Source organism: Novosphingobium sp. 18050, assembly GCF_902706195.1.
Lineage (GTDB): Bacteria > Pseudomonadota > Alphaproteobacteria > Sphingomonadales > Sphingomonadaceae > Novosphingobium.
In genome coordinates, this window is sequence record NZ_CACSJO010000003.1 from 65,511 (window position 1) to 87,806 (window position 22,296).

22 protein-coding genes are annotated in these 22,296 nt (G+C 65.4%); 9 read left to right on the forward strand and 13 right to left on the reverse strand.

From position 1 onward, the window contains the following. Positions 1–108: 108 nt before the first annotated feature. On the forward strand, positions 109–1,113 hold the full coding sequence (galE, locus tag GVL61_RS04560) for a UDP-glucose 4-epimerase GalE (RefSeq protein WP_159977469.1): 1,005 nt from the start codon (positions 109–111) through the stop codon (positions 1,111–1,113). Between the two features lie 34 nt (positions 1,114–1,147). Here galE and GVL61_RS04565 read toward each other — a convergent pair whose 3' ends face one another. From GVL61_RS04565 to GVL61_RS04575, 3 genes are all read right to left on the reverse strand, one after another. Next, positions 1,148–1,729 carry a Smr/MutS family protein gene (locus GVL61_RS04565; RefSeq protein ID WP_159977471.1) on the reverse strand — a complete coding sequence of 194 codons (582 nt, stop codon included), beginning with the start codon at positions 1,727–1,729 and terminating at the stop codon, positions 1,148–1,150. Beyond that, positions 1,726–2,964: a murein transglycosylase A gene (locus GVL61_RS04570; RefSeq protein ID WP_159977473.1), complete on the reverse strand. Its 1,239-nt coding sequence runs from the start codon at positions 2,962–2,964 to the stop codon at positions 1,726–1,728. Before GVL61_RS04570 ends, GVL61_RS04565 begins: the two co-directional genes overlap by 4 nt. A 128-nt stretch (positions 2,965–3,092) precedes the next feature. Continuing rightward, positions 3,093–3,794, reverse strand: coding sequence for a Tim44/TimA family putative adaptor protein (locus GVL61_RS04575; RefSeq protein WP_159977475.1), 702 nt, complete (start codon positions 3,792–3,794; stop codon positions 3,093–3,095). 360 nt (positions 3,795–4,154) lie between these two features. Between GVL61_RS04575 and secB the strand changes: the two genes are divergently transcribed. The 3 genes from secB to trpS all read left to right on the forward strand — a co-directional run bounded on the left by secB (position 4,155) and on the right by trpS (position 7,501). After that, positions 4,155–4,670: a protein-export chaperone SecB gene (secB, locus tag GVL61_RS04580; RefSeq protein WP_043980624.1), complete on the forward strand. Its 516-nt coding sequence runs from the start codon at positions 4,155–4,157 to the stop codon at positions 4,668–4,670. A gap of 174 nt (positions 4,671–4,844) precedes the next feature. Then, positions 4,845–6,413, forward strand: coding sequence for a murein biosynthesis integral membrane protein MurJ (gene murJ / locus GVL61_RS04585; protein WP_159977477.1), 1,569 nt, complete (start codon positions 4,845–4,847; stop codon positions 6,411–6,413). Positions 6,414–6,466: 53 nt separating this feature from the next. After that, positions 6,467–7,501 carry a tryptophan--tRNA ligase gene (trpS, locus tag GVL61_RS04590; protein ID WP_159977479.1) on the forward strand — a complete coding sequence of 345 codons (1,035 nt, stop codon included), beginning with the start codon at positions 6,467–6,469 and terminating at the stop codon, positions 7,499–7,501. Between the two features lie 205 nt (positions 7,502–7,706). Here the strand turns inward: trpS and GVL61_RS04595 are convergent, their stop codons facing one another. Beyond that, the gene (locus GVL61_RS04595; RefSeq protein WP_159977481.1) at positions 7,707–8,384 is read right to left on the reverse strand and encodes an MOSC domain-containing protein; all 678 of its coding nucleotides are present in this window, start codon (positions 8,382–8,384) and stop codon (positions 7,707–7,709) included. 215 nt (positions 8,385–8,599) lie between these two features. Between GVL61_RS04595 and GVL61_RS04600 the strand changes: the two genes are divergently transcribed. Then, on the forward strand, positions 8,600–9,286 hold the full coding sequence (locus GVL61_RS04600) for a DUF4136 domain-containing protein (protein WP_159977483.1): 687 nt from the start codon (positions 8,600–8,602) through the stop codon (positions 9,284–9,286). 164 nt (positions 9,287–9,450) lie between these two features. Continuing rightward, positions 9,451–9,627: a hypothetical protein gene (locus GVL61_RS04605; RefSeq protein WP_235037525.1), complete on the forward strand. Its 177-nt coding sequence runs from the start codon at positions 9,451–9,453 to the stop codon at positions 9,625–9,627. 184 nt (positions 9,628–9,811) lie between these two features. Here GVL61_RS04605 and dut read toward each other — a convergent pair whose 3' ends face one another. Genes dut through GVL61_RS04630 form a run of 5 tightly spaced genes read right to left on the reverse strand, consistent with a single transcriptional unit; the run spans position 9,812 to position 15,254 of the window. Continuing rightward, complete coding sequence (dut, locus tag GVL61_RS04610) at positions 9,812–10,282, reverse strand: dUTP diphosphatase (protein WP_159977487.1); 471 nt, start codon at positions 10,280–10,282, stop codon at positions 9,812–9,814. Beyond that, positions 10,266–11,708: a phosphopantothenate--cysteine ligase family flavoprotein gene (locus GVL61_RS04615; protein WP_159977489.1), complete on the reverse strand. Its 1,443-nt coding sequence runs from the start codon at positions 11,706–11,708 to the stop codon at positions 10,266–10,268. Before GVL61_RS04615 ends, dut begins: the two co-directional genes overlap by 17 nt. A 36-nt stretch (positions 11,709–11,744) precedes the next feature. Then, positions 11,745–12,947, reverse strand: a complete 1,203-nt coding sequence (locus tag GVL61_RS04620; protein ID WP_200844666.1) for a hypothetical protein — start codon at positions 12,945–12,947, stop codon at positions 11,745–11,747. Next, on the reverse strand, positions 12,914–14,506 hold the full coding sequence (gene ubiB / locus GVL61_RS04625) for a 2-polyprenylphenol 6-hydroxylase (protein ID WP_159977491.1): 1,593 nt from the start codon (positions 14,504–14,506) through the stop codon (positions 12,914–12,916). The genes GVL61_RS04620 and ubiB overlap by 34 nt, the downstream gene beginning before the upstream one ends. A gap of 7 nt (positions 14,507–14,513) precedes the next feature. Further along, a complete protein-coding gene (locus tag GVL61_RS04630) occupies positions 14,514–15,254 on the reverse strand; it encodes a class I SAM-dependent methyltransferase (protein ID WP_159977493.1) in 741 nt (246 codons plus the stop codon). 223 nt (positions 15,255–15,477) lie between these two features. On the opposite strand from GVL61_RS04630, the gene GVL61_RS04635 reads away from it, so the two are divergent. Continuing rightward, positions 15,478–15,864: a hypothetical protein gene (locus tag GVL61_RS04635; RefSeq protein WP_159977495.1), complete on the forward strand. Its 387-nt coding sequence runs from the start codon at positions 15,478–15,480 to the stop codon at positions 15,862–15,864. Between the two features lie 4 nt (positions 15,865–15,868). Here GVL61_RS04635 and GVL61_RS04640 read toward each other — a convergent pair whose 3' ends face one another. From GVL61_RS04640 to GVL61_RS04655, 4 genes are all read right to left on the reverse strand, one after another. Further along, positions 15,869–16,162, reverse strand: a complete 294-nt coding sequence (locus tag GVL61_RS04640; RefSeq protein WP_159977497.1) for a DUF1294 domain-containing protein — start codon at positions 16,160–16,162, stop codon at positions 15,869–15,871. Between the two features lie 11 nt (positions 16,163–16,173). Further along, positions 16,174–17,388, reverse strand: a complete 1,215-nt coding sequence (locus GVL61_RS04645) for an MFS transporter (RefSeq protein WP_159977881.1) — start codon at positions 17,386–17,388, stop codon at positions 16,174–16,176. A gap of 103 nt (positions 17,389–17,491) precedes the next feature. Then, the gene (locus tag GVL61_RS04650) at positions 17,492–18,373 is read right to left on the reverse strand and encodes an alpha/beta fold hydrolase (RefSeq protein WP_159977499.1); all 882 of its coding nucleotides are present in this window, start codon (positions 18,371–18,373) and stop codon (positions 17,492–17,494) included. Between the two features lie 58 nt (positions 18,374–18,431). Continuing rightward, complete coding sequence (locus GVL61_RS04655; protein ID WP_159977501.1) at positions 18,432–20,786, reverse strand: TonB-dependent receptor; 2,355 nt, start codon at positions 20,784–20,786, stop codon at positions 18,432–18,434. Positions 20,787–20,987: 201 nt separating this feature from the next. Between GVL61_RS04655 and GVL61_RS04660 the strand changes: the two genes are divergently transcribed. Together GVL61_RS04660 and GVL61_RS04665 are read left to right on the forward strand one after the other, a co-directional pair. Continuing rightward, complete coding sequence (locus GVL61_RS04660) at positions 20,988–21,536, forward strand: TetR/AcrR family transcriptional regulator (RefSeq protein ID WP_159977883.1); 549 nt, start codon at positions 20,988–20,990, stop codon at positions 21,534–21,536. A gap of 106 nt (positions 21,537–21,642) precedes the next feature. Further along, on the forward strand, positions 21,643–22,296 hold the full coding sequence (locus GVL61_RS04665) for a L,D-transpeptidase family protein (protein WP_159977503.1): 654 nt from the start codon (positions 21,643–21,645) through the stop codon (positions 22,294–22,296).

Genomic DNA, 22,296 nt, shown 5'->3' on the forward strand with positions numbered 1-22,296 from the left:
TAGTTTAATTTGACGCACTACAGCACCGCACATATCGCTTAACTGCAATTCCCTGCGAGACCTGTTGGTCTTGCAGGGAATTTACAGCGGCAACCGCATAAGGCGCTCATGACCATCAAGCATCCCGTTCTCGTCACCGGCGGCGCCGGTTATATCGGTAGCCATGCCGTTCTCGCGCTCAAGGATGCAGGGTGGCCGGTCGCTGTGATCGACAACCTGGTTACCGGCTTTCGCTTTGCCGTGCCCGAAGGGGTGACGCTCTACGAAGGCGACATCGAGGATGCTGACCTGCTCGCGCGCATATTTGCCGAGCAGGGGACGCGGGCGATCATGCATTTCGCCGGGTCGGTCGTGGTGCCGGAATCGGTCGAGAACCCGCTCAAATACTATCACAACAACACTGCCAAGAGCCGCGCGCTGATCGATGCGGCCGTGAAGGCGGGCGTGCCCCACTTCATCTTCAGTTCCACGGCGGCCACCTACGGCATCCCGGAGGTTTCGCCCGTCACCGAGGATAGCCCTCGTTCGCCGATCAACCCCTACGGCATGTCCAAGCTGATGACCGAGTTCATGCTGGCCGACGTCGGCAAGGCGCACGACTTCAATTTTTGTGCCTTGCGCTACTTCAACGTCGCGGGTGCCGACCCGCAGAGCCGCACCGGGCAGTCGACTGCGGGCGCCACCCATCTCATCAAGGTCGCGGTCGAGGCGGCGCTGGGCAAGCGCAGCCATGTCGGCGTGTTCGGAACCGATTTCGACACGCCCGACGGCACCGGCGTGCGGGACTATATCCACGTCTCGGACCTCGCCAATGCGCACGTCCTTGCGCTTGAGGCATTGATCGCCGAGCCGGCACGCTCGCTGACGATGAACTGCGGCTATGGGCGCGGGTTCTCGGTGCTTGAGGTGCTCGACGCGGTAGACCGCGCAACCAACCAAAAGATCGACCGCCGCCTCGAAGGGCGCCGCGCGGGCGATCCCGATGCGCTGATCTCCGACAACAGTAGGATCAAGGCGACCATCCCATGGGTGCCTCGTTACGCAGACCTGCCCACGATCGTGGAACATGCCCTCGCCTGGGAGCGTAAGCTGGGCGAGCTTCAGAAGGTATAGACCGGGCTGAAAGGCGGCGCCTCCGGGCGCTACCTCACCGCCGCTTCTTCAGTACAACATAGATGGCGCCCTGCCCGCCGTGCCGGCGATGCGCGCCGCGAATCGCTACGATGTCCGAAGCGTGATCGCTGGCCGAGAGCCAGTCGCCGACTTTCGCGCGAATCGCCCCGCGCGCGGTGCCTCGGTCCGCAGCATCGACTGGGCGCGGCTTGCCGGTGACGATCAGCACCACGCGCGCGCCCATCGCCCGCGCCTGCGTCAAGCCGTGCATCAGGCGCATATAGGCCTGATCGAGCGTGGCGCCGTGCAGGTCGAGACTGAAATCGGGCATGAGCGTGCCCTTGGTGATACGCTTGTCCCACGAACCGTCGAGATGGGCCTGGGCCTCGGCCTTCGGCTTTGCAGGGACGGGTTTGGGCGGCAGAGGCGGCGGGACGCGGCCTTTGACTTTCCTGGCCGGAGGTGCGGGCGGCGCCGCATTGGGTACTTTGGCGGCCGCCTCGCCGGTCGCTGCCGCAGGCGCCGGACGGCGCTTTTCCAGCGGCTTCACCGTGCGCGCGACTTGGGCCCAGATCTCGGTTTCCTCGGCCGTGAGGCGGCGCCCCGGACGCCTCATCGCACGCCGAGCCGCGCCAGCGTTCCCTTTGGGACGAAGATCAGCGCACTGCCGCGCCCGCTCATGCCGCCGGCGGTGGTTCGCGCCTGCGCACCCGCGCCCCAGAAGGTGTCGAAGCGGTTGGCACCCTTGATCGCGCCGCCGGTGTCCTGAGCGATCCACATGCCATTCGCCTCGCGTCGGTCGAGGTCGAGCCAGACCGGGGCGCCCAGCGGCACGAAGCGCGGATCGGCGGCTACCGAATTACCGCTGCGCACCGGCACGTTCAGCGCGCCGAGCGGTCCATCACCGTCGAGAATCTTGAAGAAGACCCACGAACGGTTCTGCTCCATCAGCGCGCGGCCTTCCGCAGGGCGCTCACGAAGGTACTGCATGATGCCCTGCATCGAGCCGGAATACTGCCCCGGCCCCGAACCGATCAGGCCACGGTCACGCATGACGCCGCCGATGCCGGTATAGGGCAGGCCGTTCTGTCCGGCATAGCCGATGCGCGTAACGGTGCCGTCAGGCGCAACGAGCCGCCCCGACCCCTGGACCTGAAGGAAGAAGAACTCGACCGGATCGGCGGCCCAGGCAATCTCCAGGCCCTGGCCGGCAAGCGCCCCGGCATCGATCTGCGCGCGGTCATAGTAGGGAGTGAACGAACCGCCGGGGCCGTAGCGACCAAGCGGCATGCGCCCGTCGTTGAGCGGCGCGGCATCGCCGGGCCGGGCACGCACGAGGTCCGCCGGCATCGCGTAGACCGGTGCGGGATAACCCGGCAGGGCCTTTCGCGAACCGGCGATCTCGGGTTCGTAATAGCCGGTGGCATAGGCATTGCCATCGCCGACCTGCGCTGTCTCGAAATAGCTGACGAAGAACGCCGCAGGCGACCCCGGCCCCCAGTTCGCGGCGGCCGTGCAGGCCTGGCGCCAGTCGTCGGGCCGGGTCAGGCCGCTGCCATCGGTGCGCGATGTGAGGCGCGGGCAACTCTCTCGGAAAGAGGCAAGTGCGCCGGCCGCATCGGCTGTGCCCATCGGCAAGGCCGAGACGGCGCGTCCCGCCTTGACGCCGAGCGCCAGCGCGTTCGGGGCCGCTGGCAACGTGCTGCCCGGACCGGGCCGAACCGGCGGCCGGGTCACGCCGGGTCCGCCGGTAGAGGGGATGACGCCGCCGCAGGCAGCCAGCGCGGCGATCAGGCCGGTGCCAAGCAGGCCTTTAAGGCCGAGGCGCGCAACGCCCCTGAAAACCGGCATTTTCGAAACCGGCCGCCTGGCCGAATTGTCCACATGCCGCACTGTCGCACTCTCTTACAAAGCAAAGCCCCGCGCCTGTGGGCACGGGGCGTTTCAGGTACTGCTGGATATCACCGCTCAGGCGGGGATCAACCTTCGTCGGTCTCTTCGAGCAGCCAGTCGGGATCGGGCGAGTTCACCGCGCGTCCAAACGTCCAGACGTCGATGGTTTCGATCGCATCGTCGAGCGAGCCGGCGATCACTGCGCCGTCGGCACTGCGGGTTACTGCTGCGATGTCGGCGCGGAAGCGCAGGCTGATGCGGGCATAGCCGCTTTCCACGCCAGCGGCGACGAAGTTGCATTCCTCGATGCGAATGAGGCGATTATCGAGCGTTTCACCCGCTTCGACGCGCGCATCGATGGCGGCTGCGAAGCCTGCATAGACGTCTTCGTCGCAAAGCTGGCGCAGTTCGGCCTTGTCGCCCTTCCAGAAGGCTTCGAGAATCATGCGGTAGGCGCTGCGGGCACCTTCCACGAAAGCGGCGGCATCGAAACGGCGGTCGGCCTGGGCGATTTCGGCAAGGCCGCGCTCAACGGACGGCGGTGCCAGCGGCATTTCGCGAAGGCCCTGAACCTGCTGCGAACGGCCACGGGCGTCGTCCTTGGCATCGCCGCGCTGTTCGGTGCGGGTAGGCGCAGCCACTCGCGGCGCGCCCGGCTGGCCCTGACGACCTTCGAAGCGCCCCTGGATCGGCTCTTCCTCATGCTCGGCGCGGCGGCCAAGCACGGAATAAAGCCGCAGCCCAAGGAAGGCTGCGATCATGGCCAGGATCACTATTTCCGGTGTCACGTCCCTAAATCCATTCCTTCTGTCCGCATTACCTGCCCGTCGAATGCCGCAAACGGCATTCGGAACTGGTGGCGGTGGCTCCGGCCCGTTGCGGATCAAGCCCCCGTGGGGAGACTCCGGCCGCATAAGCCTCAGCGCTCCAACATAGCCCCAGATAGGTAGACTTTACAAATGAACAACGCGTGAGCAGGCCATTCGAGGCATTTTTCCGCCGGATCGAGCCGCTCGCCAACACGCATCGCACCTTACCGGGACGCGCTACTATAATTTTCCGCAAGCTCAGGTGTTCCACGATCCCGCAAAATGTTTTAGGCGCGCGTTCGGATTTCATTATCAGATTTCATTTGGGAAGACACCGCGATGGCCGACGAAGGCAACATCATTTCCGACCTGGACCTGGGTAACGGCGAAGACACCGCTCCTGCGGCCGGCATCATCTCGCAGTACGTCAAGGATCTCTCGGTCGAGAATCCGAACGCTCCGGAGAGCTTCTCCTGGCAGGACGCGCCGCAGGTCGACGTGCAGTTCAACATCGGCGCGCGCGCTATCGAGGGCGAAGTCCACGAGGTCGAGCTGAAGATCACCTGCGCCTCGCGCAACGAGGCAGGCACCGCCTTCGCCGTCGAGCTGAGCTACTGCGCGCTCGTTGGCATGCGCAACATCGACGAACAGCAGGCCCATGCCTTCCTGTTCGCCGAAGCCCCGCGCATCCTGTTCCCATTCGCCCGCCGCGTGATCGCCGATGCCGTGCGCGATGCCGGCTTTGCGCCGCTCATGCTTGAGCCGATCGATTTCAACGGTCTCTACGTGCAGCAGCTCCAGTCGCAGGCCCAGTCGGTAGAAGCCGGCATGGGTGAGCCTGCCGGACACGCCTGAGCCATCGCTTTCTGATCGAACAACCGCTCGCCCTTCCTCAAATGGAGGGTGGGCGGTTCGACTTTACGGCGTGACAATCCGTTCGTGCCCCGCCAAGCCGGACACGGACGGGAGATGGTGCCTTTGAACGAGTTGGCTGCGATCCTATGAACCTCGTCTCATGAATCTGGCCCGATGAATCTCGCAAAGGCCCTCGCCAGCGTTGGCGGACTGACCCTGGCCAGCCGCGTGCTGGGGCTCGTCCGCGACAGCCTGTTCGCACGCTACGTCGGCGCCGGCTTCGCTTCCGACGCCTTCCTCATCGCTTTCCGGCTGCCCAACATGTTCCGCGCACTCTTCGCGGAAGGCGCCTTTGCATCGGCCTTCATCCCGATGTTCAACAAGAAGGTCGGCGATACCGAAGGGCCGGGCCTGCCGGCCGGGATCACCTTTGCCGAGCAGGCGCTGTCGGTGCTGCTGCCCGTGCTGATCGTCATGACCGTGGCGCTGGAAGTCTTCGCCTGGCCGGTGACGTTCATGCTTTCGGGCGGCTTCAACGACGTCAGCCACGACCAGTTCGCCTTTGCCGTCACGCTCAGCCGGATGACCATCCCCTACCTGATGCTCATCAGCCTAGTTTCGCTGCTGGGCGGCATTCTCAACTCGCTCCAGAAATTCTGGGTCAACGCTGCCGCGCCGATCCTGCTGAACCTGACGCTGATCGTCGCGCTGCTGGGCTTCCATTCCGACGACCCGCTGATCACCGCACGCAACCAGGCGATCGGCGTATCGGTTTCGGGCGCGCTGCAGCTTGCCTGGCTGGTGCTGGCCTGCCGCGCCAACGGCGTTTCGATGCGCCTGCGCCTGCCGGTCTGGAACGCCGACGTGAAGCAATTGCTGAAACTGATCCTGCCCGCCGCCGCAGGCGCGGGCGCGGTGCAGATCAACCTCGTCATCTCGACCGCGCTGGCGGCCTATCTGCTGCCCCACGGCTCGGTAACCTATATTTACATGGCCGACCGGCTGAACCAGCTGCCGCTGGGCCTCATCGGCATCGGACTTGGCACCGTGTTGCTACCCACGATCTCGCGCCAGCTCGGCTCCGGGCAGGAAGCCGCCGCGATGGAGACGCAGAACCGCGGGCTGGAACTGGCGCTGCTGCTGACCCTGCCCGCCGCCGCCGCGCTGATCGTGTGCGGCGGGCCGATCGCCGCCGCGCTGTTCGGCTATGGCAAGTTCGATGCCGCCGATGTCACCTTCACCGCGCAGGCGCTGGCGGCCTTCTCGATCGGCCTGCCCAGCTACATCCTCGTCAAGGTGCTGACGCCGGGCTTCTATGCGCGGCAGGATACGCGGACCCCGGTGCGCTATGCGATGATCTCGATGGCGGTGAACCTGGTCGGCAACCTCATCCTCATCGTGCCGCTGCAGCATATGGGCCCGCCGCTGGCGACCGCGATCGCCTCCACGGTCAACGTTGCCATGCTGTATTTCGCGCTGGTGAAGCGCGGCCATTTCACGCTCGATGCCCGCCTGCGCCGCCGCGCACCGCGCCTTGCGCTGGCAGCGGCAGCGATGGGCGTAGCGCTGTGGTTCGGGCAGAGCCTCGTCATGCCTTACGTCCACGGCACCTGGCTGGTGCGCGGTCTGGCGCTGGCAGTACTGGTGTCCTCGGGCTGCCTCGTCTATGGGCTCGCCACGGTGGTTTCGGGTGCCTTCACCCGCGACGACCTCAGGCTGCTGCGGCGACGACGCCCGGCTTAAGCTCACGGCGCCTGATCTTTCGACACCTGACCCATCGGCAAACGGGAATTTCCATGCGTATCCTCTCCGGCATTCAGCCTACCGGCAACCTGCACCTCGGCAACTACCTGGGCGCGATCCGCAACTGGGTGGCGATGCAGGACCAGGTCGGCGCCGAAGGCGGACAGTGCCTCTACTTTCTTGCCGACCTCCATGCGATCTCGATGCCGCATGTTCCGGCCGACCTTGCCGCCAACACGCGCGAGATGGTCGCGGCCCTCGTCGCCTGCGGCATCGACCCCGATCGCTCGATCCTGTTCAACCAGGCGCAGGTTCCGCAGCATGCCGAACTGCAGTGGCTGCTGAACGGCACCGCGCGCATGGGCTGGCTGAACCGCATGACCCAGTGGAAGGACAAGGCGGGCAAGAACCGCGAGGGCGCCAGCGTCGCCCTGTTCACCTACCCGGTGCTGCAGGCCGCCGACGTGCTGCTCTACCAGTCCACCCACGTCCCCGTGGGCGAAGACCAGAAGCAGCACCTCGAACTGGCCCGCGACGTGGCGCAGAAGTTCAACAACGACTTCGCGTCCAGGGACGAAAACGGCGAGATCATCCCCGTCTTCACCCTGCCCGAGCCTTTCATCCCGCCCGAGGCGGCGCGGATCATGTCGCTTCGCGAAGGCACCGCGAAGATGAGCAAATCGGACCCGTCCGAGATGAGCCGCATCAACATGACCGACAGCGCCGACACCATCCTGCAGAAGGTCAAGAAGGCCAAGACCGACCCTGAGCCCCTTCCGTCGGAGAAGGCAGGGCTGGAAGGCCGTGCGGAAGCGAAGAACCTCGTCTCGATCTACGCAGTCATGTCCGGGACCACCGTGGACGGCGTGCTGGCAGACTTCGGCGGCGAAGGCTTCGGCAAGTTCAAGCCGGCGCTGGCCGACTTGCTGGTCGAAAAGCTGGCGCCGATCAACAGCCGCTTCGTGGAGCTTCGCGAGGACAGCACCGCGCTCGACGCGATCCTGCGCAAGGGCGCTGAAAAGGCCCGCGCGCTGGCCATCCCGACGCTGAACAAGGCCTACGACGCGCTGGGCCTCATTCGCGGCTAGTCCCTGCGGCGGGGGCTTCCCGGGAAGCTCCCGCCCCGCCTGATCCGGCATTTCCTACATCGTCAATACCTGCCACAATCGCGCAGGCTCTTTACAACGTGGGATATTTCAGGCCAGTTCGGCCTTCATCAACATGCTCAGCCGCATGTCTTTCATCAACTTGCGCGCTTTGCAACCGAGGGCCGCCCGGCCGGAATTGCAGTTTTCAGCCCGGCGCGCCCAGCAGCTTCGCCCTGCGGCGCACCCACGGCTCGGCCAGAGCGGTGACTTCGACCAGCGCTTCGAGGCCTGCGCGGTCGACCTTGTGGTCGCCGGCGATGAGCAGGCCGAAGACCCGCAGCACGCTCCACGCGGGGAACGGGCGCTCGACAAGCTCCATCGCATCGCCGGCAGCGACGGCGCCTTCCTCGATCACGCGGTAATACCAGCCGGGGCGGCGAGACTTGATGCAGGCCGCGTTGACCCGCGCGCCGTCAAAGCGGTGGTCGAGTTTCCAGCACGGCTGGCGCCCCTGGCTCACCTCGACAAGCGCACTGCCCAGCCGCCAGCGATCGCCGATGCACACAGCCTCTTCGGTGAGCCCGGCAGTCGAGATATTTTCGCCGAAAGCGCCGTAATCGCCCAGCAGCGGATGGTCGCCGATCGCTCCCCGCCAGAAGGCGTAATGGTCATGGGGATAGTGGTGGATCGCCTTGTCCGGCCCGCCGTGAACAGAAAGGTCGGCCTGGGCATCGCCTTCGAGACCGAGGCGATGCACTCTGACCGGGCCCGCGACCGGGCGCTTGGCGATGGCGCTAGGCTCGTCCGGGCCGCGAAACGCAGCGACCTTTCCGCATTGAAGGGACAGAATCGGCAGGGAAAGAATGGGGATCGGACTCGTCATCGCCCTCCAACCTTCCTACATGGAAACCATACGATCAAGTCGTCCGGTCGATGCTGCCGGGTGGACGCGCCGTGAATGGACCCACAATCCATCGCATGGGCAACTCCATTCAACCGCTATTCAGGGCATTGATTTTACGACAGGATCAAAAGGAATCGAAGGCCGCGCCGGGAGTGGGCGTCACGGGCTCTTCGGGTACGTGGAGCAAAGACAAGATGACACACCATTCCCCATCGAAATTAGGCAAGTTCCGGCTTGTTGCAGCGGCTATGCTGTTCATGGCCGTCGCTGCCTGCGCCACGCCTTTCAAGGCGGACGTCTCGCGCTTCCAGTCGCAGCTTCCCGCACCGGCCGGGCAAAGCTTCGCGATCGTCGCCGACGACCCCAAGCTTTCCGGCGGGCTCGAATTCTCCCAATATGCCTCGCTCGTGCGTGATCGCATGGCCAAGCTGGGCTACGCTCCCGTCGAAGACCCCGCCCAGGCGACCCTCATCGTGCGCTTCGACTACGGCGTCGACGGCGGACGCGAGCGTGTTCGTTCCACCTCCATCGGCAACTCCTACTGGGGGCCCTGGGGCGGTTACGGCGGCTTTGGTGGTTTCTACGGTCGCAGCCGATTCGGCGGTTGGGGCGGCTTCGGCGGCCCATGGCGCTACGGCTTCTATGACCCGTTCTTCGACAATGGCGGCGTCCAGTCCTACACCATTTATACCAGCGGCATCAGCATGAAGATCGACCGCGCCGCAGATGGCCAGCGCCTGTTCGAAGGCAAGTCGGAAGCCGTGTCGACCTCCAATCGCCTGCAGTATCTCGTGCCCAATCTTGTCGAGGCGATGTTTACCGGATTTCCGGGGAACTCGGGTGAGACTGCACGTATCACCGTTGCGCCCGAGAAGAAGTGATCGCGAGCGACTGAGCTGACAGGCTCCCCCTGCGAAGAACGGGGGTCACAAAAAGGACGGGTCCGCTGAAATATTGCGGACCCGTCCTTTTGCTATGGGGGTGGGCCCGAGCCCGCTATTACCCTCCGCCCAACCCCGGATTATCCTGACCGATGCACAATTTCATGGCGATCCTGTCACAGCTCTTCTGGGGCGTCACGATCGGCGCGCTCAGCGCCGCCTTCGAGACGCTTGCCAAGGGCGTGATGATGATCGGCGGTCTGGGCGGCGCGGGCTGGTACGGCCTGAAATGGCGCAAAGCGCGGCGGAATCGCGACAGCAAGCGCGACGGGCGCGGCTAACATCCCCGTGCCCCATGAGATCGCCTCTGCCGTCCTCGAAGGTGCTCTGGAGGCCGTGAGCGATATCGGCTCCGACAAGATACAGCGCCGCTGGGGTTGGCAAGGCTGCCTGTCCGTTGGCGTGCCACTGGTCGGAGCCCTGCTGCTTGTCTTTTGGGGGCTTGGCGTGTTTGCTAGCTGACCTTCAGTTCCCCAGTGCGACCACGCCGCCGGTCGAGCCGAAGCCGCCTTCACCGCGCGTCGTCGCATCCAGTTCCTCGACCTTGAGCCAGGAAGCACGGGTGACCGGCGCCAGCACCAGTTGGGCCACGCGGTCGCCGCGCACGATCTCGAACGGTTCGGCACCGAGATTGACGAGGATAACCTTAAGCTCGCCGCGATAGTCCGAATCGACGGTGCCCGGCGCATTCGGCACGGAGATGCCGTACTTCAGCGCAAGGCCCGAGCGCGGACGCACCTGAATCTCGAAACCGACGGGGATCGCGACCGACAGCCCGGTCGCCACTGCATGGCGCGCGCCGGGGGCCAGGGTGACCTCCTCGGCCGAAACCACGTCCATGCCGGCAGCGCCTTCTGTGGCGTAGGCAGGCAGGTCCAGACCCTCGCCATGGGGCAGGATCTTGACCATGACGGGGACTTCAGCGGGGGAGTGCATCTGCGAACCTTTCGACGAGGATGCGCGCGACATCCTCCTTGGGCATTTCGGGAAGAGAAATCACATCGCTTTCGGTGACGATGTGAACGGTATTGGCATCGCCGCCCATGACATCGCCCGACACGTCGTTCGCGATGATCCAGTCGGCGCCCTTGCGCACGCGCTTTTCCCGGGCATAGCGGATCACGTCCTGGGTTTCGGCGGCAAAGCCAATCACTAGACGCGGACGCCCGGCGCTCTTTGCAAGCGTGGCGAGAATATCGGGGTTTTCGGTAAGCTCCAGGGCCGGGGGGGCGCCCCCGTTCTTGTTCTTGAGCTTCTGCTCGGCCGAGCGTGCAACGCGCCAGTCGGCGACGGCAGCGACCATGACGGCGATGTCGGCGGGCAAGGCAGCCTCCACCGCCCCGGCCATCTCCAGCGCGCTCTCGACGTCGACCCGCTCGACCCCGGGAGGCGTCGGGAGATGGACCGGGCCGGCGATCAATGTCACCCGCGCCCCGGCTTCGGCAGCGGCGGCGGCGATCGCGAAGCCCTGTTTACCCGAGGAGCGGTTGGCGATGTAACGCACCGGGTCGATCGGCTCGTGGGTCGGACCAGCAGTGACCAGTACGTGGCGACCATAAAGCGGGCGATGTTCGAGGCCGCGATCGAAATCGGGCTGACCGGTGAGAGGATCGAACGGCTGGGGCGCATCGCCGCCAGTCAGGATATGGCCCAAGGCATCAGGATCGGTGGCCGGCGCCGGTCGCGCCTCGCCCTTGGCTGCGACGAGCGCTGCGGGGTCATCGAAAGCAACGGCTTTTTTCGCGTTCGGTATGCCGCGCGGGATCATCGAACCGGTGACGCTGCCAAGCTCGGCTTCCGGCGCAACCATCACCGAAGAACCGTGACCGAGCGCCGAGGCAATCTGCTGCCAGATCATCTGCACTTCGGGTAGGCGGCCAGGACCGAACTCGCCGCAGGCCATCGGGCCTTCGTCGGGCTCCATCACATCGACGCCGGAGGCGCGCAGGGTCTGAACGTTGCGGGTAGTCGCCGCATGCTGCCACATGCGCACGTTCATCGCCGGGATCGCCATGACCGGCTTGTCGGTGGCCAGCAGCAGAGTCGTCGCCAGATCGTCGGCAATGCCTGCAGCCATTTTGGCCATTAGGTCCGCCGTTGCCGGGCAGACCACCACCAGATCGGCCTCGCGGCTGAGCTGGATGTGGCCCATCTCGGCCTCGTTCCTGAGATCCCACAAGGTGGTGTGGACCGGGTTTTCCGAGAGCGCGGCCAGCGTCATGGGCGTCACGAATTTCGCGCCGCCCTCGGTCAGCACACATGTGACTGAGCCACCCTCCTTGCGGATGGTGCGCACGAGTTCACAGGACTTGTAGGCAGCGATGCCGCCGCCCACGACCAGCAGAATACGGGGTCCGTTCATGCCCCGGCTTTTGCAGCACCGGGCAAGGAGGTGCAATCAGTTTGCGGGCTGGAGCCTGGACAAACCGGGAAGCCGCGCCGCCGCGACAAGCTGCGATATAGCGCGCGGAGCGAAGACGATGCCAGCGAACATGGCAGGCGCGATCATCGCGCCCCAGTAAAAGTTGTCCCACCGGCCCGCGATCATGAAGGCGGCGCCGTAGCCCGCGCAGAGCAGAAACCCGAACAGTCCCGAGCGGCTGCGCCAGCCCAGCCAGCCGAAGGTCATCAGGATCACCGCCGGGCCCGCCAGGAAATGCGGCAACCAGCGCAAGTTGCTCGACTGCACGACATTGGCGAGCCAGCCGGTCATCCCGCGCATCACCAGCCACGGCGGGCCGTGGCGGTCGCTGGCGAGGACATCGCGGGCGATGATCTCAAGGTGCCAGGTGAGAGCGGCGCCGAACACAAGGATCAGTGCGATCCATGCAGCACTCTCGCGCCAGTTGCGCTGCCACAGCGCAAAAGCGGCCATGAGCAGGACATAGGGCAGCGTGTGTTCTCGGATCGCCAGCGCCAGCGCTGCCACGGCAAAGGACGCGCCCCAACGTCCACCCTGCCCGCCCCTGCCGATGCGGTGCAGGCCGAAGGACAGCGCGATCAGCCCGCCGGCCCAGAGTTCATGCAGGGGAAAATAGTGCCGGTTAAGGCCAAGGGAGGCACCTACGAAGACGAGCGCCGTACCTAGCCGGCGCAGACGGCCACCGTCCTCCGATTCTTCGCCGAAGCGCTTCCACCATGTCGCGATGATTGCCAGCATCAGTGCGATGGCAGCCAGCAACTGGCCGGTCTTGCCGAGCCATGCATCGATATAGGCCAGCGTCGGCAGACGCACGGCGATGCCCGGGTTCACCGGATAGTCGCGGGCGCGCTGCTCCGGCACGATGAAGTCGTAGTAGTTCTCGCCTGTCGCGATGCGCTCGATCGCGACTTCGTACAGCGCGATATCCTCGTCGTAGGGCTTGTCCGGGGTATCGACGGCCTTGCCGCCGGTATCCACTGGCCCCTCCACCGGACCAAGCCAGGGCGAGCGGTTGCCCGGCTTGTTAGTGGGCACGATCATCGAGGCGATGACGACCACCAGCAGCACGGCAAGGACCACCCGAGCCAGAAGCGGCGACCAGTCGGCGAAACGCCCGCCCGTCTGCGCGGGCGGATGCGCGCCGTTCAGCTCAGAAGTGTCCAGTACGTCAGTGCCCACGCCGCAGTGCCCCCAAGGATTGCGGCCAGAGCATAGCCACCCCAGTGGTTACTTTCGCGTTTACGACCCGAACCTTTGGCCCAGATGATGTCGATATCCGGCAGCGGCGCCTGTTCGGGCGCGCCGCCCTTGGCGGGGAAGCTCTCTTCGATCCGGCGTACCAGCGCGGGCAGACGCAGCAGGGTGTCGACGTCTGCGCGCAGGCGGTCGACGATCACGGCCTCGGGACCGAGTTCGTCGCGGATCCACTCCTTCACGAAGGGGCCGGAGACGTCCCACATGTTGATCTTCGGGTCGAGCGCGGTTGCCAGCCCCTCGACCATGACCATCGTCTTTTGCAGCAGCAGCAGGTGCGGCTGCACCGCCATGTCGAAATCGCGGGTGATCGCGAAGAGCCCGTCGAGCATCTGTCCGACCGACAGTTCCGAAACCGACTTGCCGCGCATCGGCTCGCCCACTGCCCGCAGCGCCGTCGCGAATTCCTCGACGGTGTGATAGCTGGGGACGTACTGCGCCTCGAAGTGAATTTCGGCGACGCGGCGGTAATTGCCGGTTGTCAGCCCGTAGAGGATTTCGGCAAGCCAGAGCCGTGCCTGCCGGTTGATCCGGCCCATGATGCCGAAGTCGATCGCGACGATCGTGGTGTGCCCCCCCTGCTCCGGCTGACCGACGCCGCCCTGCACGAACAGGTTGCCCTGGTGCATGTCGGCATGGAAGAACCCGCAGGAGATCGCCTGGGTCAGGAAGGTTATGACCAACCGCCGGGCCAGCGCAGGCAAGTCGTGCCCGGCCTCGCGCAGGGCGTCCAGATTGCTCATCTTGACGCCGTCGATCCACTCGAGCGTCAGGACCGAGCCATTGGTCCGGTCCCAGTCGATGTCGGGAACCCGGTAATCCTCGATGCCCTTCATTGCATCGGCGAGTTCGGAAGCAGAGGCCGCCTCGCGCCGCAGGTCGAATTCGCGCAAGGTCCAGCGCTTGAGATTGGCGATGACTGCGCGCGGGCGCAGGCGAGCAGCTTCGCCGCCCAGAGCCTCAAGGTGGGCAGCCGCCCATTCGTAAGTCTCGACGTCGCGGGAGAACTGCTCGCGGATGCCCGGGCGCAGCACCTTGACCGCAACTTCGCGTCCGTCCGGGGTAACTGCGCGGTGAACCTGGGCGATCGAGGCCGCGCCGACCGGCTCTTCCTCGATCGAGGCGAAGATCGTCTCGATCGGTCGCCCGAAAGTGCTTTCGATCTGGCTGCGGATAGCCGCGAACGGGACCGGCGGCAGGCTGTCCTGCAGGCTCAGCAGATTGCGCGCCGGGATTTCCCCGACGAGGTCGGGACGCGTCGCCAGCGCCTGACCAAGCTTGATCGCGGCCGGACCGATTTCCTGGAAGGCGCCGGCATAGTCGGGCTCCAGTGGCTGACGGGCGCCAAAGCGGGCGATCCGGCACAGCCGTTTGACCGGCGCGGGCGCATTGCGGTCGTTCTCGATCCCGCGCAGCGCGCCGTGACGCGCAAGGATACGGCCCCACCGAAGCAGGCGCGTGAGATGGGTGACAGTACCGGTCACCGCGTGATCAGACCTTCCAGCCCGAATGGATCGCGACGAGGCCGCCCATGATCGGCTCGACCTTGGTGTGCCGGAAACCGGCCTTGCGGATCATGCCCTCGAATTCGGGCATCGGCGGGAAGCGGCGGATCGATTCGATCAGATAGCGATACGAATCGGCGTCGCCTGCGATCATCTGGCCGATCTTGGGCACCAGCTTGTGCGAATAGGCATCGTAGACTTCCTTGAAGCCCGGCCATTCGGTGGTCGAGAATTCCAGGCAGAAGAAGCGCCCGCCGTAGTTCAGCACCCGGTGCGCCTCGGCCAGGGCCTTGTCGATGTGGGTAACGTTACGGATGCCGAAGGCGATCGTATAGGCATCGAACGAACGGTCGTCGAAGCTCAATTCCTCGGCGTTCTGGCGCGACCAGACGAGGGTATCGATGCCGCGCTCCATCGCGCGTTCGATGCCGACGTCAAGCATGTCCTGATTGATGTCGGAGACGGTGATGCGCGCACCTGCCTCTTCCATGCGGAAGGCGATGTCGCCGGTGCCGCCGGCCATGTCGAGGATCTGTTCATGGCTGCGCGGCTTCACCCGGCGCACGAACTTGTCCTTCCAGACCCGGTGCATGCCCGCGGACATGGCGTCGTTCATGATGTCGTACTTGCGCGCGACGGCGGAGAAGACTGCGCCCACGCGCTCTTCCTTCTCCTCGGGACGGACTTCTTCGTAGCCGAAGGAAACGGTATCGCTGCTATCGCTCATAGGGCCAGTCCTCTAACCATACGCGCCGCGCGGCGCCAGCCTTGGTTTTGCCCGTGATGACGCCATTCGTCCTAAACAGGGGCCTGACGAGATGCCCGAGGAGGTCTGCGGGCAAGTTCGGGGCCAAGTTCGAGGAAGGCCGGACATCCTTGCCTCGGCGGGGCAAACCGGGCAGCATCCCGCCATCGGGAACCCCGGCCCGCGCGCCGGCAGGAGGACAGCAATGACCGAGTTCGACCCCAAGCCCGCTGACAGGCCAGCCGGTTCGGCCCCCGCCGCCGGGTTCGCGTTCAACAATCCGACGATCATCAACCTGCTTTACCTCGCCTCCTACATCACCGGCGTGACCGGGATTGTCGGCGTGGTGCTCGCCTATGTCTGGCGCGGTGAACCCAAGGCGGAGTGGGAAGTATCCCATTACGAATATGCGATTCGCACCTTCTGGATCTTCCTGATCGGCATGGTGCTGGGTTTTGTGCTGATGGTGGCGCTTATCGGTTTCGTGATCCTGCCGGTGGTTTCGGTGCTTGTCATCGTGCGCTGCGTGATGAGCATTCTCAACGCGCAGAAACAGGTGCCCATGCCAAATCCCGGCAGTTGGCTGGTCTGACGAACTAGCCCAGCAGGAGGTACGCTGCCACTCCGAGCGCTGCCACCTGCAGGGCCGCGATGGTGTGGAGGCGCCCTACGAAGGGCTGCTTGCGTGTCTTGTGGCGAAAGACGCGGCGCCCGGCGTAAGCGCCGGGGCTGCCGCCCGCGAACGCGAGCCAGAGCAGCGTCGATTCCGCGATCCGGCGGCGGCGCGCCCTGGCGTGCGCCTTATCGATGGCGAAGGCGACGAACGTTGCGAAGTTCAGCGACGCCAGCGCGCAGAGCGCCGCCGTCAGCGTCAGGGAAGCCCCTTCCATCCCGGGCCCGATCACTTCTCCGGCACCCATTCCCGGCGCAGCGCGGGACCGGCCAGCGCCATGAGCGCGGCGGCCACGAGGTAGAGCCCCAGCGCGAAGAGCATCGAGTAGCGCAGCGACTCGCTCCCCCAAATCGGCGTCAGGGCCTTGGACAGCGCGCCAAGCGCATAGATCCCGCCGCCAAGGCCGATCAGGTTATTGATGAGCAGGAACAGCGCCGATGCAGTCGCGCGCGCGGGCGGCTCCACAAGGTGCTGCACCGCGCTCGTCACCGGGCCGAGCCAGAAATAGGCGAGCGCCTGGGGTAGCAGAAACAGCAGGAACGCGAGCGGCACGCTGGATGTTGAGATACCCCCGGCGAACAGCGGCACCGCGCAGACGAATGCGATAGCCGGCACCCGGCCGTACCACGCACGGTCGCCCCTCCCCAGCCGGTCGGCCAGCATTCCGCCCGCCAGTACGCCCACGCAGCCACCCAGCAACAGCACCGCGCCGATGAACCACGAGGTATGTACAAGATCGAGCCCGAAGCTGCGCTGGAGCAGGCTGGGTAGCCAGAACATCAGGCCATAGCCGAGCATCGAGCTGGATGCCGCACCGAAAGCGAGCATCCAGAACGCCCGCTTGCCTGCCAGTGTCGCCGCCACTTCGCCGAAGCGGATCGCGGGCGCCTCCGAGGCCGCTGGCGAAGGCGGCCGCCGATCACGCACCACCAGCTTGAACAGCGGGGCAATGAGGATGCCCGCGAAGCCGACGACAAGGAAGGCCGTGCGCCAGTCCACAGCCTGCGCCACGTAGCCCCCCGCCAGTACGCCCATCGCAGAGCCCAGCGGGATGCCCAGCGAATAGACCGAAAGCGCGAAAGCACGGCGGTGGCTGGGAAAATGATCGCCGATCACGGCATAGCTCGGCGCCACGCCCCCCGCCTCGCCGACGCCCACGCCCACGCGCGCGATGAAGATGTGCCAGAACCCCTGCGCCAGCGCACAAGCCGAAGTGAAGAGGCTCCACACCACCAGCGAGCCGGTGATGACCCATGAACGGCTTGTGCGGTCGGCCAGCCAGGCCAGCGGCACCCCCAGCGTCGAATAGAGGATCGCGAAGGCGAGACCGCCCAGCATTCCCAACTCGGCATCGTCGAGGCCGAGATCGGCCTGGATCGGCGCAGCCAGAATCGAGAGGATCTGCCGGTCGACGAAATTGAAGATGTAGACGAGGAGCAGCATCCCCAGCACGAGATTGGGCGAGGCCTGACCGCGTTCCACGGGCGCGGCCGCGGGCTGGTCGGATGCCTCGGCAGGCTGATGGGGCGCAGCGATGTCGCTCATGTCAGGTCACGTGCTCCTTGAGGAAGACCTCGATTTCCGCCAGCGCCGCCGGCTCGTCGAGTATCGGGGCATGGCCGACGCGCGGCACTTCCACGCCCGCATAGGCGCCCGCGTGGCGGCGCGCCATCTCCTGCGCGGTCGCGGCGCTCAGCAGGTCCGAAAGCGCGCCGCGCACGACCAGCACCGGCACTTCATCCAGCAAGTCCCACAGGGGCCAGAGGTCGGGCGGCACGGTTTGCGGATCATCTCCCGCAACACTTTGCGCAATCGCCGGATCATAGGCGAAGGAGACCGAGCCGTCGGCGTTCTCGCGGGCAACGCGGCGGGCGAACGCCGCCCAGTCCGCGCTACCGTAATCGGGAAAGGCCGAAGCGTTGATCGCTCGGGTACGGGCGGCAGCCTCGCTCCAGTCCGCCATCGCACCCGAAGGACCGACATAGCTCTGTATCCGTGCAAGCCCGGCAGGATCGAGCACCGGGCCGATGTCGTTAAAGATCGCCGCCTGCGCGAGGCCGGGCCGCAGCGCGTTCATCACCATCGCCATGAGCCCGCCCATCGAGGTGCCGATTAGCCCGGCGCGCACAATGCCAAGGTCGTCCAGCAGCGCCAGCATGTCCTGCGCATAAACGTCCGGGCGGTACTGCGCCGGGTCCGGGTCCCACTGAGACAGCCCCCGCCCGCGCTGGTCGGGCACGATCATCCGGTAGCGCCCGGCCAGCCGCGCCGCGAGTGGCTCAAAATCGGCGCTGTTTCGGGTCAGGCCGTGCATCATCAGCAGCACGGGAGCCTGCTGGCCCCCGGCTGGATTTTGGGCCGCATAGTCGCGCGCGGCAAGGTCGAGACGCCCGCAGGCGCTGCGATAGCGGTGGACGCGGTAGTCCATGTCGCAAGGTTTCCTTTCAGGCGCAGGCATGCCGGGCCGTGACGGCCCGGCATGCCCGTCAGAACGCCAGCGTCGCGGTCGCGAAGACCTGGCGCGGGTTGCCGTAGAAGGCCGTCAGCGTACCCTCGGTGCCGAGCGTGGGGATGAACCGTCCGCTGGGTGCCGTCAGCAGTTCGCCCGTGACCGGGTTGGCGGCAAGGAACGTATAGCCCGAAGTCTTGTACTGCTTGTCGAACAGGTTCTTGCCGTGCACGCCCAGCGTCCAGCGCCCGCCCGGTGCGGAGTAGACCAGGCTGGCATCGAGAAGCCCGTAGCCCTTCTGGTCGAGGTAGGGGTTGGGGATTTCGAACTGGTGGGTCTTGCTGCGATACGAGTAGGTCGTGCTGAAAGACACGTCACCCTCGCCGACCGGCGCAGTATAGGCCAGCGTCGCGCTCGTGGTCCACCTGGGGGTGTTCTGAACGTCGCGATTGGCAGCGACATCAGTGGGAACGCCGCCGATATTGGCGATATATTCCTTGTACTTGGCATTGATGTAGCCAAGCGAGCCGGAAAGGCTCAGGCGATCGCCCGCCGCCATCATATCCTGCGCTAACCGGGCATTGGCTTCCAGCTCGAAACCACGGAAGCGGGCTTTGCCGGCATTGGTGATGATCCCGCAGAAAGTCGGGATACCGCCCACTGTACAGCCCGCAGAACCGGGGATCTGCACATCCCTGTAGTCCATCTGGAACGCCGCCGCCGCGATGTAGAGACCGCCTCCGAACAGGTTCGCCTTGTAGCCGATCTCGTAGCTGTCGACCGTCTCCGGCTTGAAGCTGAGGTAGTCGGTCACTTCCGCATCGGTGGGCATGCCCGGCGTGGCTGCAGGTGCGTTGACTCCGACGCCGCGCGGATCGAAGCCGCCGCCCTTGAAGCCCTGGCTGAAGCTGGCGTAGATATTGTGGTCAGGCGTAGGCTTGAAGCTGATCGACGCGCGCGGGGTGAACTTCTTGAAGGTCGCCTTGCCAGAAAAGTCGGTGCTCGGCGCGCCCAGCGGCAAGCCCGCCCCGCCGAATACCGGCGATCCGCCGCCAAGATAGTTCTGCCGCAATATCTGCGCGCGGCGCTCGTCCCAGGTATAGCGACCGCCGACCGACAGGCTGAGCTGCTGGGTGAAATCGAAAGTGAAGTCGCCGAAGATCGCGAAAGTCTCCGTATCGACATTTGCCTGAGTGAACGCGGTGAGGCCATTGACCGCAGTGAACAGGCGCGTGTCGAACTGCGTGTCCGCCTTGCCCGACAGATAGTAGGCGCCGATCAGGCCCTGCACCATGCCGTCGTCGTAGAGGAACTGGAATTCCTGGCTGGTCTGCTCGTTGCGGTAAAAGGCCGGCACGTCGAGGTCGACGGCGGGCAGCGCGTCGAAATCGATCGGCGAGGCACTGCTGTCCTTGCGCCAGGAACTGATCGAGCGGAACGTCAGGCTGTCCGCCAGCTCGGCTGTGGCATTGATCGCGAAACCGTAAGCCTCGACCTCCTGCTTGGGGTCGTTGAGGCCCCCGCGGGTGTCGAACACGTCCTTCAGCACCGGCGCGCCAGAGGCATAGCCCGGAATCAGGCGGTGGCCGCCGCGCGAGTTGGACTTGTCCTTGGTGTAATCGCCCGAGATGCGGATCAGCACCGGCTCGCCGTAGCCGCCGATATCGACGCTGGCGCGGCCAGCCCAGATATCCTTGTTGTAGTTGTCCTCGCCGGTGGTGAGGTTCTTGCCGAAGCCGCCGCGCGACAGGCGCGCCGCCGACCCACCAATCCGGATGAGGTCGCTTACCGGAGCCGAGGCGGTGACGATGAGATCGGCCTGGTCGTAAGTGCCGTAAGTGCCCTTCACCTTGAGCGAGAAATCCTGCGGCAGTTGCCTGGTCACATACTTGACCGCTCCGCCGATGGTGTTGCGCCCATAGAGCGTGCCCTGCGGCCCACGCAGCACTTCGATCCGCTCGACATCGTAGATATCGAGCACCGCGGCCTGCGGGCGGTTGAGATAGACATCGTCGAGATAGATGCCGACGCCCTGTTCGAAGCCCGAAACCGGGTCCTGCTGGCCGACGCCGCGAATGAAGGCCGACAGCGTGGAATTGGTGCCGCGCGAAGGTTCCAGCGTGACGTTGGGCGCCGAATTGGCGATCTCGGTGATGTCGATCGCGCCGGATTTCGCGAGTTGTTCACCGCTGAAGCTGGTGACCGCGATAGGTACGTCGACCAGGCGTTCCTCGCGGCGGCGTGCGGTTACGATGATGTCACCTCCAGATGCTTCGGAAGCTGATTCCGCCCTCGCCGGGGCTTCTTGCGCCAGCACCGGCGAAGTCACACCCAGCCCGCCGCACAGACCTAGCACGCTCGAGGAAATCGCGAGGAAACGCGCCTTGCGCATCGTATACTCTCCCATGGTCGCTTATTGTTGAGGTCGTGCATATTGATAGTTGAACCAAGTTTCAACTTTGAATATTTGCCAAGCTCGAAACTCCGGTCTAGCTGTGTCGTCGTGACCACACCGACGCCACCGGCTGACAATGGCCCGGCCGACAAGGCCCAGGCCGACAAGGCACCCCGCACCGAACGGGGTCGGCGCACGTTGCGCAAGCTGCTCGACGCGGCGGCGATCGAATTTGGTGAGCGCGGTTTCCACGAAGCCTCGATCACCGGCATCACCCGGCGCGCAGGTACGGCGCTGGGCAGTTTCTACACGTACTTCAATTCCAAGGACGAGATTTTCCGCGCGCTGGTCGATGACCTCAGCGGTAAAGTCCGCGAGGCCGCGCTCAGTGCCCGCCAGCAGGACCTGCCCGCGCTGGAGACCGAACGCGCCTCGCTCGCCGGGTTCCTCCGCTTCGCCAGCGAGCACAAGGAAATCTACCGAATCATCGACGAGTGCGAATTCGTCGACCCGGACAGCTTCCGCCTGCACTATCGCAATACCGCACGCCGCATCCACGAACGTCTCGCCGAAGGCATCCGCAAGGGCGAGCTGCGCGAAGATCTGGGCGAGGCCCATGCCTGGGCGATCATGGGCATGAACGTGTTCCTGGGGCTGCGCTATGCGGTCTGGTCCGAGGACGCGGGCGCGGAAGAAGTGGCGGAACTGGCCAACTCGATCCTGCGCGAAGGCATCGCCAAGCGCTGAAGGCCCGATCGGCGCGGCACCGCCTGCTGGCACTTTACCGTCATTTACGCGATGATAAGGCCGACCTGCCAGAGAGTGTCGCCAGACAGGAACGGAAGAATCTCACTTGGACGCGCGCATCCTCCTCGCTTCGGGCTTCGTTGCCCTTGCCGCCATCGCCGGCGTTCTCGTCGTCGCGGCGTCGCCCGAGAAGCCTGAACCGGCCTCGCTTGCCGAGGCCAGGCTGGCCGATGCAGGTGGGAAGACGCCCCCGCCCGTCGCCGCCAGACCTGCCCCCACGCCCGGAAAGGACGAGCCCTTCGTCATCAAGCGCATCCTGCCGATCAGCGGCGCGATCAAGTACGGCGAATGGCACTGGGACGACAAGAACGTGCCCGCCGGACCGATCGTCGTCACTGTCGATCTCGAAGCGCGGGTGCTGTCTGTGTTCCGCTCGGGCTACGAGATCGGTGCGACGGCCGTCCTGCTCGGCACCGATGACAAACCCACCCCGCTGGGGGTCTTCCCGATCACCCAGAAGGACAAGGACCACGTCTCCAACATCTACACCGGCGCGCCGATGCCTTACATGCAGCGTCTGACCAATGACGGGATCACCCTGCACGGATCCGACGTGGCGCTGGGCTATGCCAGCCACGGCTGCGTGGGCATGCCCAACGACTTCGCTGCAAAGCTCTTTTCGACGACCAAACTAGGCGACAAGGTCTACATCACACGGGGAAAGCAGGTCGGCATGGGGGACAGTCTGGTCGGCGGATAG

Excerpts from the sequence above, each read along its gene's own strand:
- GVL61_RS04635 (WP_159977495.1), top strand. The coding sequence starts at position 15,478 with ATGACCGAGTTCGACCCCAAGCCCGCTGACAGGCCAGCCGGTTCGGCC.
- GVL61_RS04595 (WP_159977481.1), bottom strand. The coding sequence starts at position 8,384 with ATGACGAGTCCGATCCCCATTCTTTCCCTGCCGATTCTGTCCCTTCAA.
- GVL61_RS04655 (WP_159977501.1), bottom strand. The coding sequence starts at position 20,786 with ATGCGCAAGGCGCGTTTCCTCGCGATTTCCTCGAGCGTGCTAGGTCTG.
- GVL61_RS04645 (WP_159977881.1), bottom strand. The coding sequence starts at position 17,388 with ATGCTGCTCCTCGTCTACATCTTCAATTTCGTCGACCGGCAGATCCTC.
- dut (WP_159977487.1), bottom strand. The coding sequence starts at position 10,282 with ATGCACTCCCCCGCTGAAGTCCCCGTCATGGTCAAGATCCTGCCCCAT.
- GVL61_RS04605 (WP_235037525.1), top strand. The coding sequence starts at position 9,451 with ATGGCGATCCTGTCACAGCTCTTCTGGGGCGTCACGATCGGCGCGCTC.
- trpS (WP_159977479.1), top strand. The coding sequence starts at position 6,467 with ATGCGTATCCTCTCCGGCATTCAGCCTACCGGCAACCTGCACCTCGGC.
- GVL61_RS04600 (WP_159977483.1), top strand. The coding sequence starts at position 8,600 with ATGACACACCATTCCCCATCGAAATTAGGCAAGTTCCGGCTTGTTGCA.
- GVL61_RS04650 (WP_159977499.1), bottom strand. The coding sequence starts at position 18,373 with ATGGACTACCGCGTCCACCGCTATCGCAGCGCCTGCGGGCGTCTCGAC.
- galE (WP_159977469.1), top strand. The coding sequence starts at position 109 with ATGACCATCAAGCATCCCGTTCTCGTCACCGGCGGCGCCGGTTATATC.
- GVL61_RS04630 (WP_159977493.1), bottom strand. The coding sequence starts at position 15,254 with ATGAGCGATAGCAGCGATACCGTTTCCTTCGGCTACGAAGAAGTCCGT.
- murJ (WP_159977477.1), top strand. The coding sequence starts at position 4,845 with ATGAATCTCGCAAAGGCCCTCGCCAGCGTTGGCGGACTGACCCTGGCC.
- GVL61_RS04570 (WP_159977473.1), bottom strand. The coding sequence starts at position 2,964 with ATGCCGGTTTTCAGGGGCGTTGCGCGCCTCGGCCTTAAAGGCCTGCTT.
- GVL61_RS04615 (WP_159977489.1), bottom strand. The coding sequence starts at position 11,708 with ATGAACGGACCCCGTATTCTGCTGGTCGTGGGCGGCGGCATCGCTGCC.
- GVL61_RS04640 (WP_159977497.1), bottom strand. The coding sequence starts at position 16,162 with ATGGAAGGGGCTTCCCTGACGCTGACGGCGGCGCTCTGCGCGCTGGCG.
- secB (WP_043980624.1), top strand. The coding sequence starts at position 4,155 with ATGGCCGACGAAGGCAACATCATTTCCGACCTGGACCTGGGTAACGGC.
- GVL61_RS04565 (WP_159977471.1), bottom strand. The coding sequence starts at position 1,729 with ATGAGGCGTCCGGGGCGCCGCCTCACGGCCGAGGAAACCGAGATCTGG.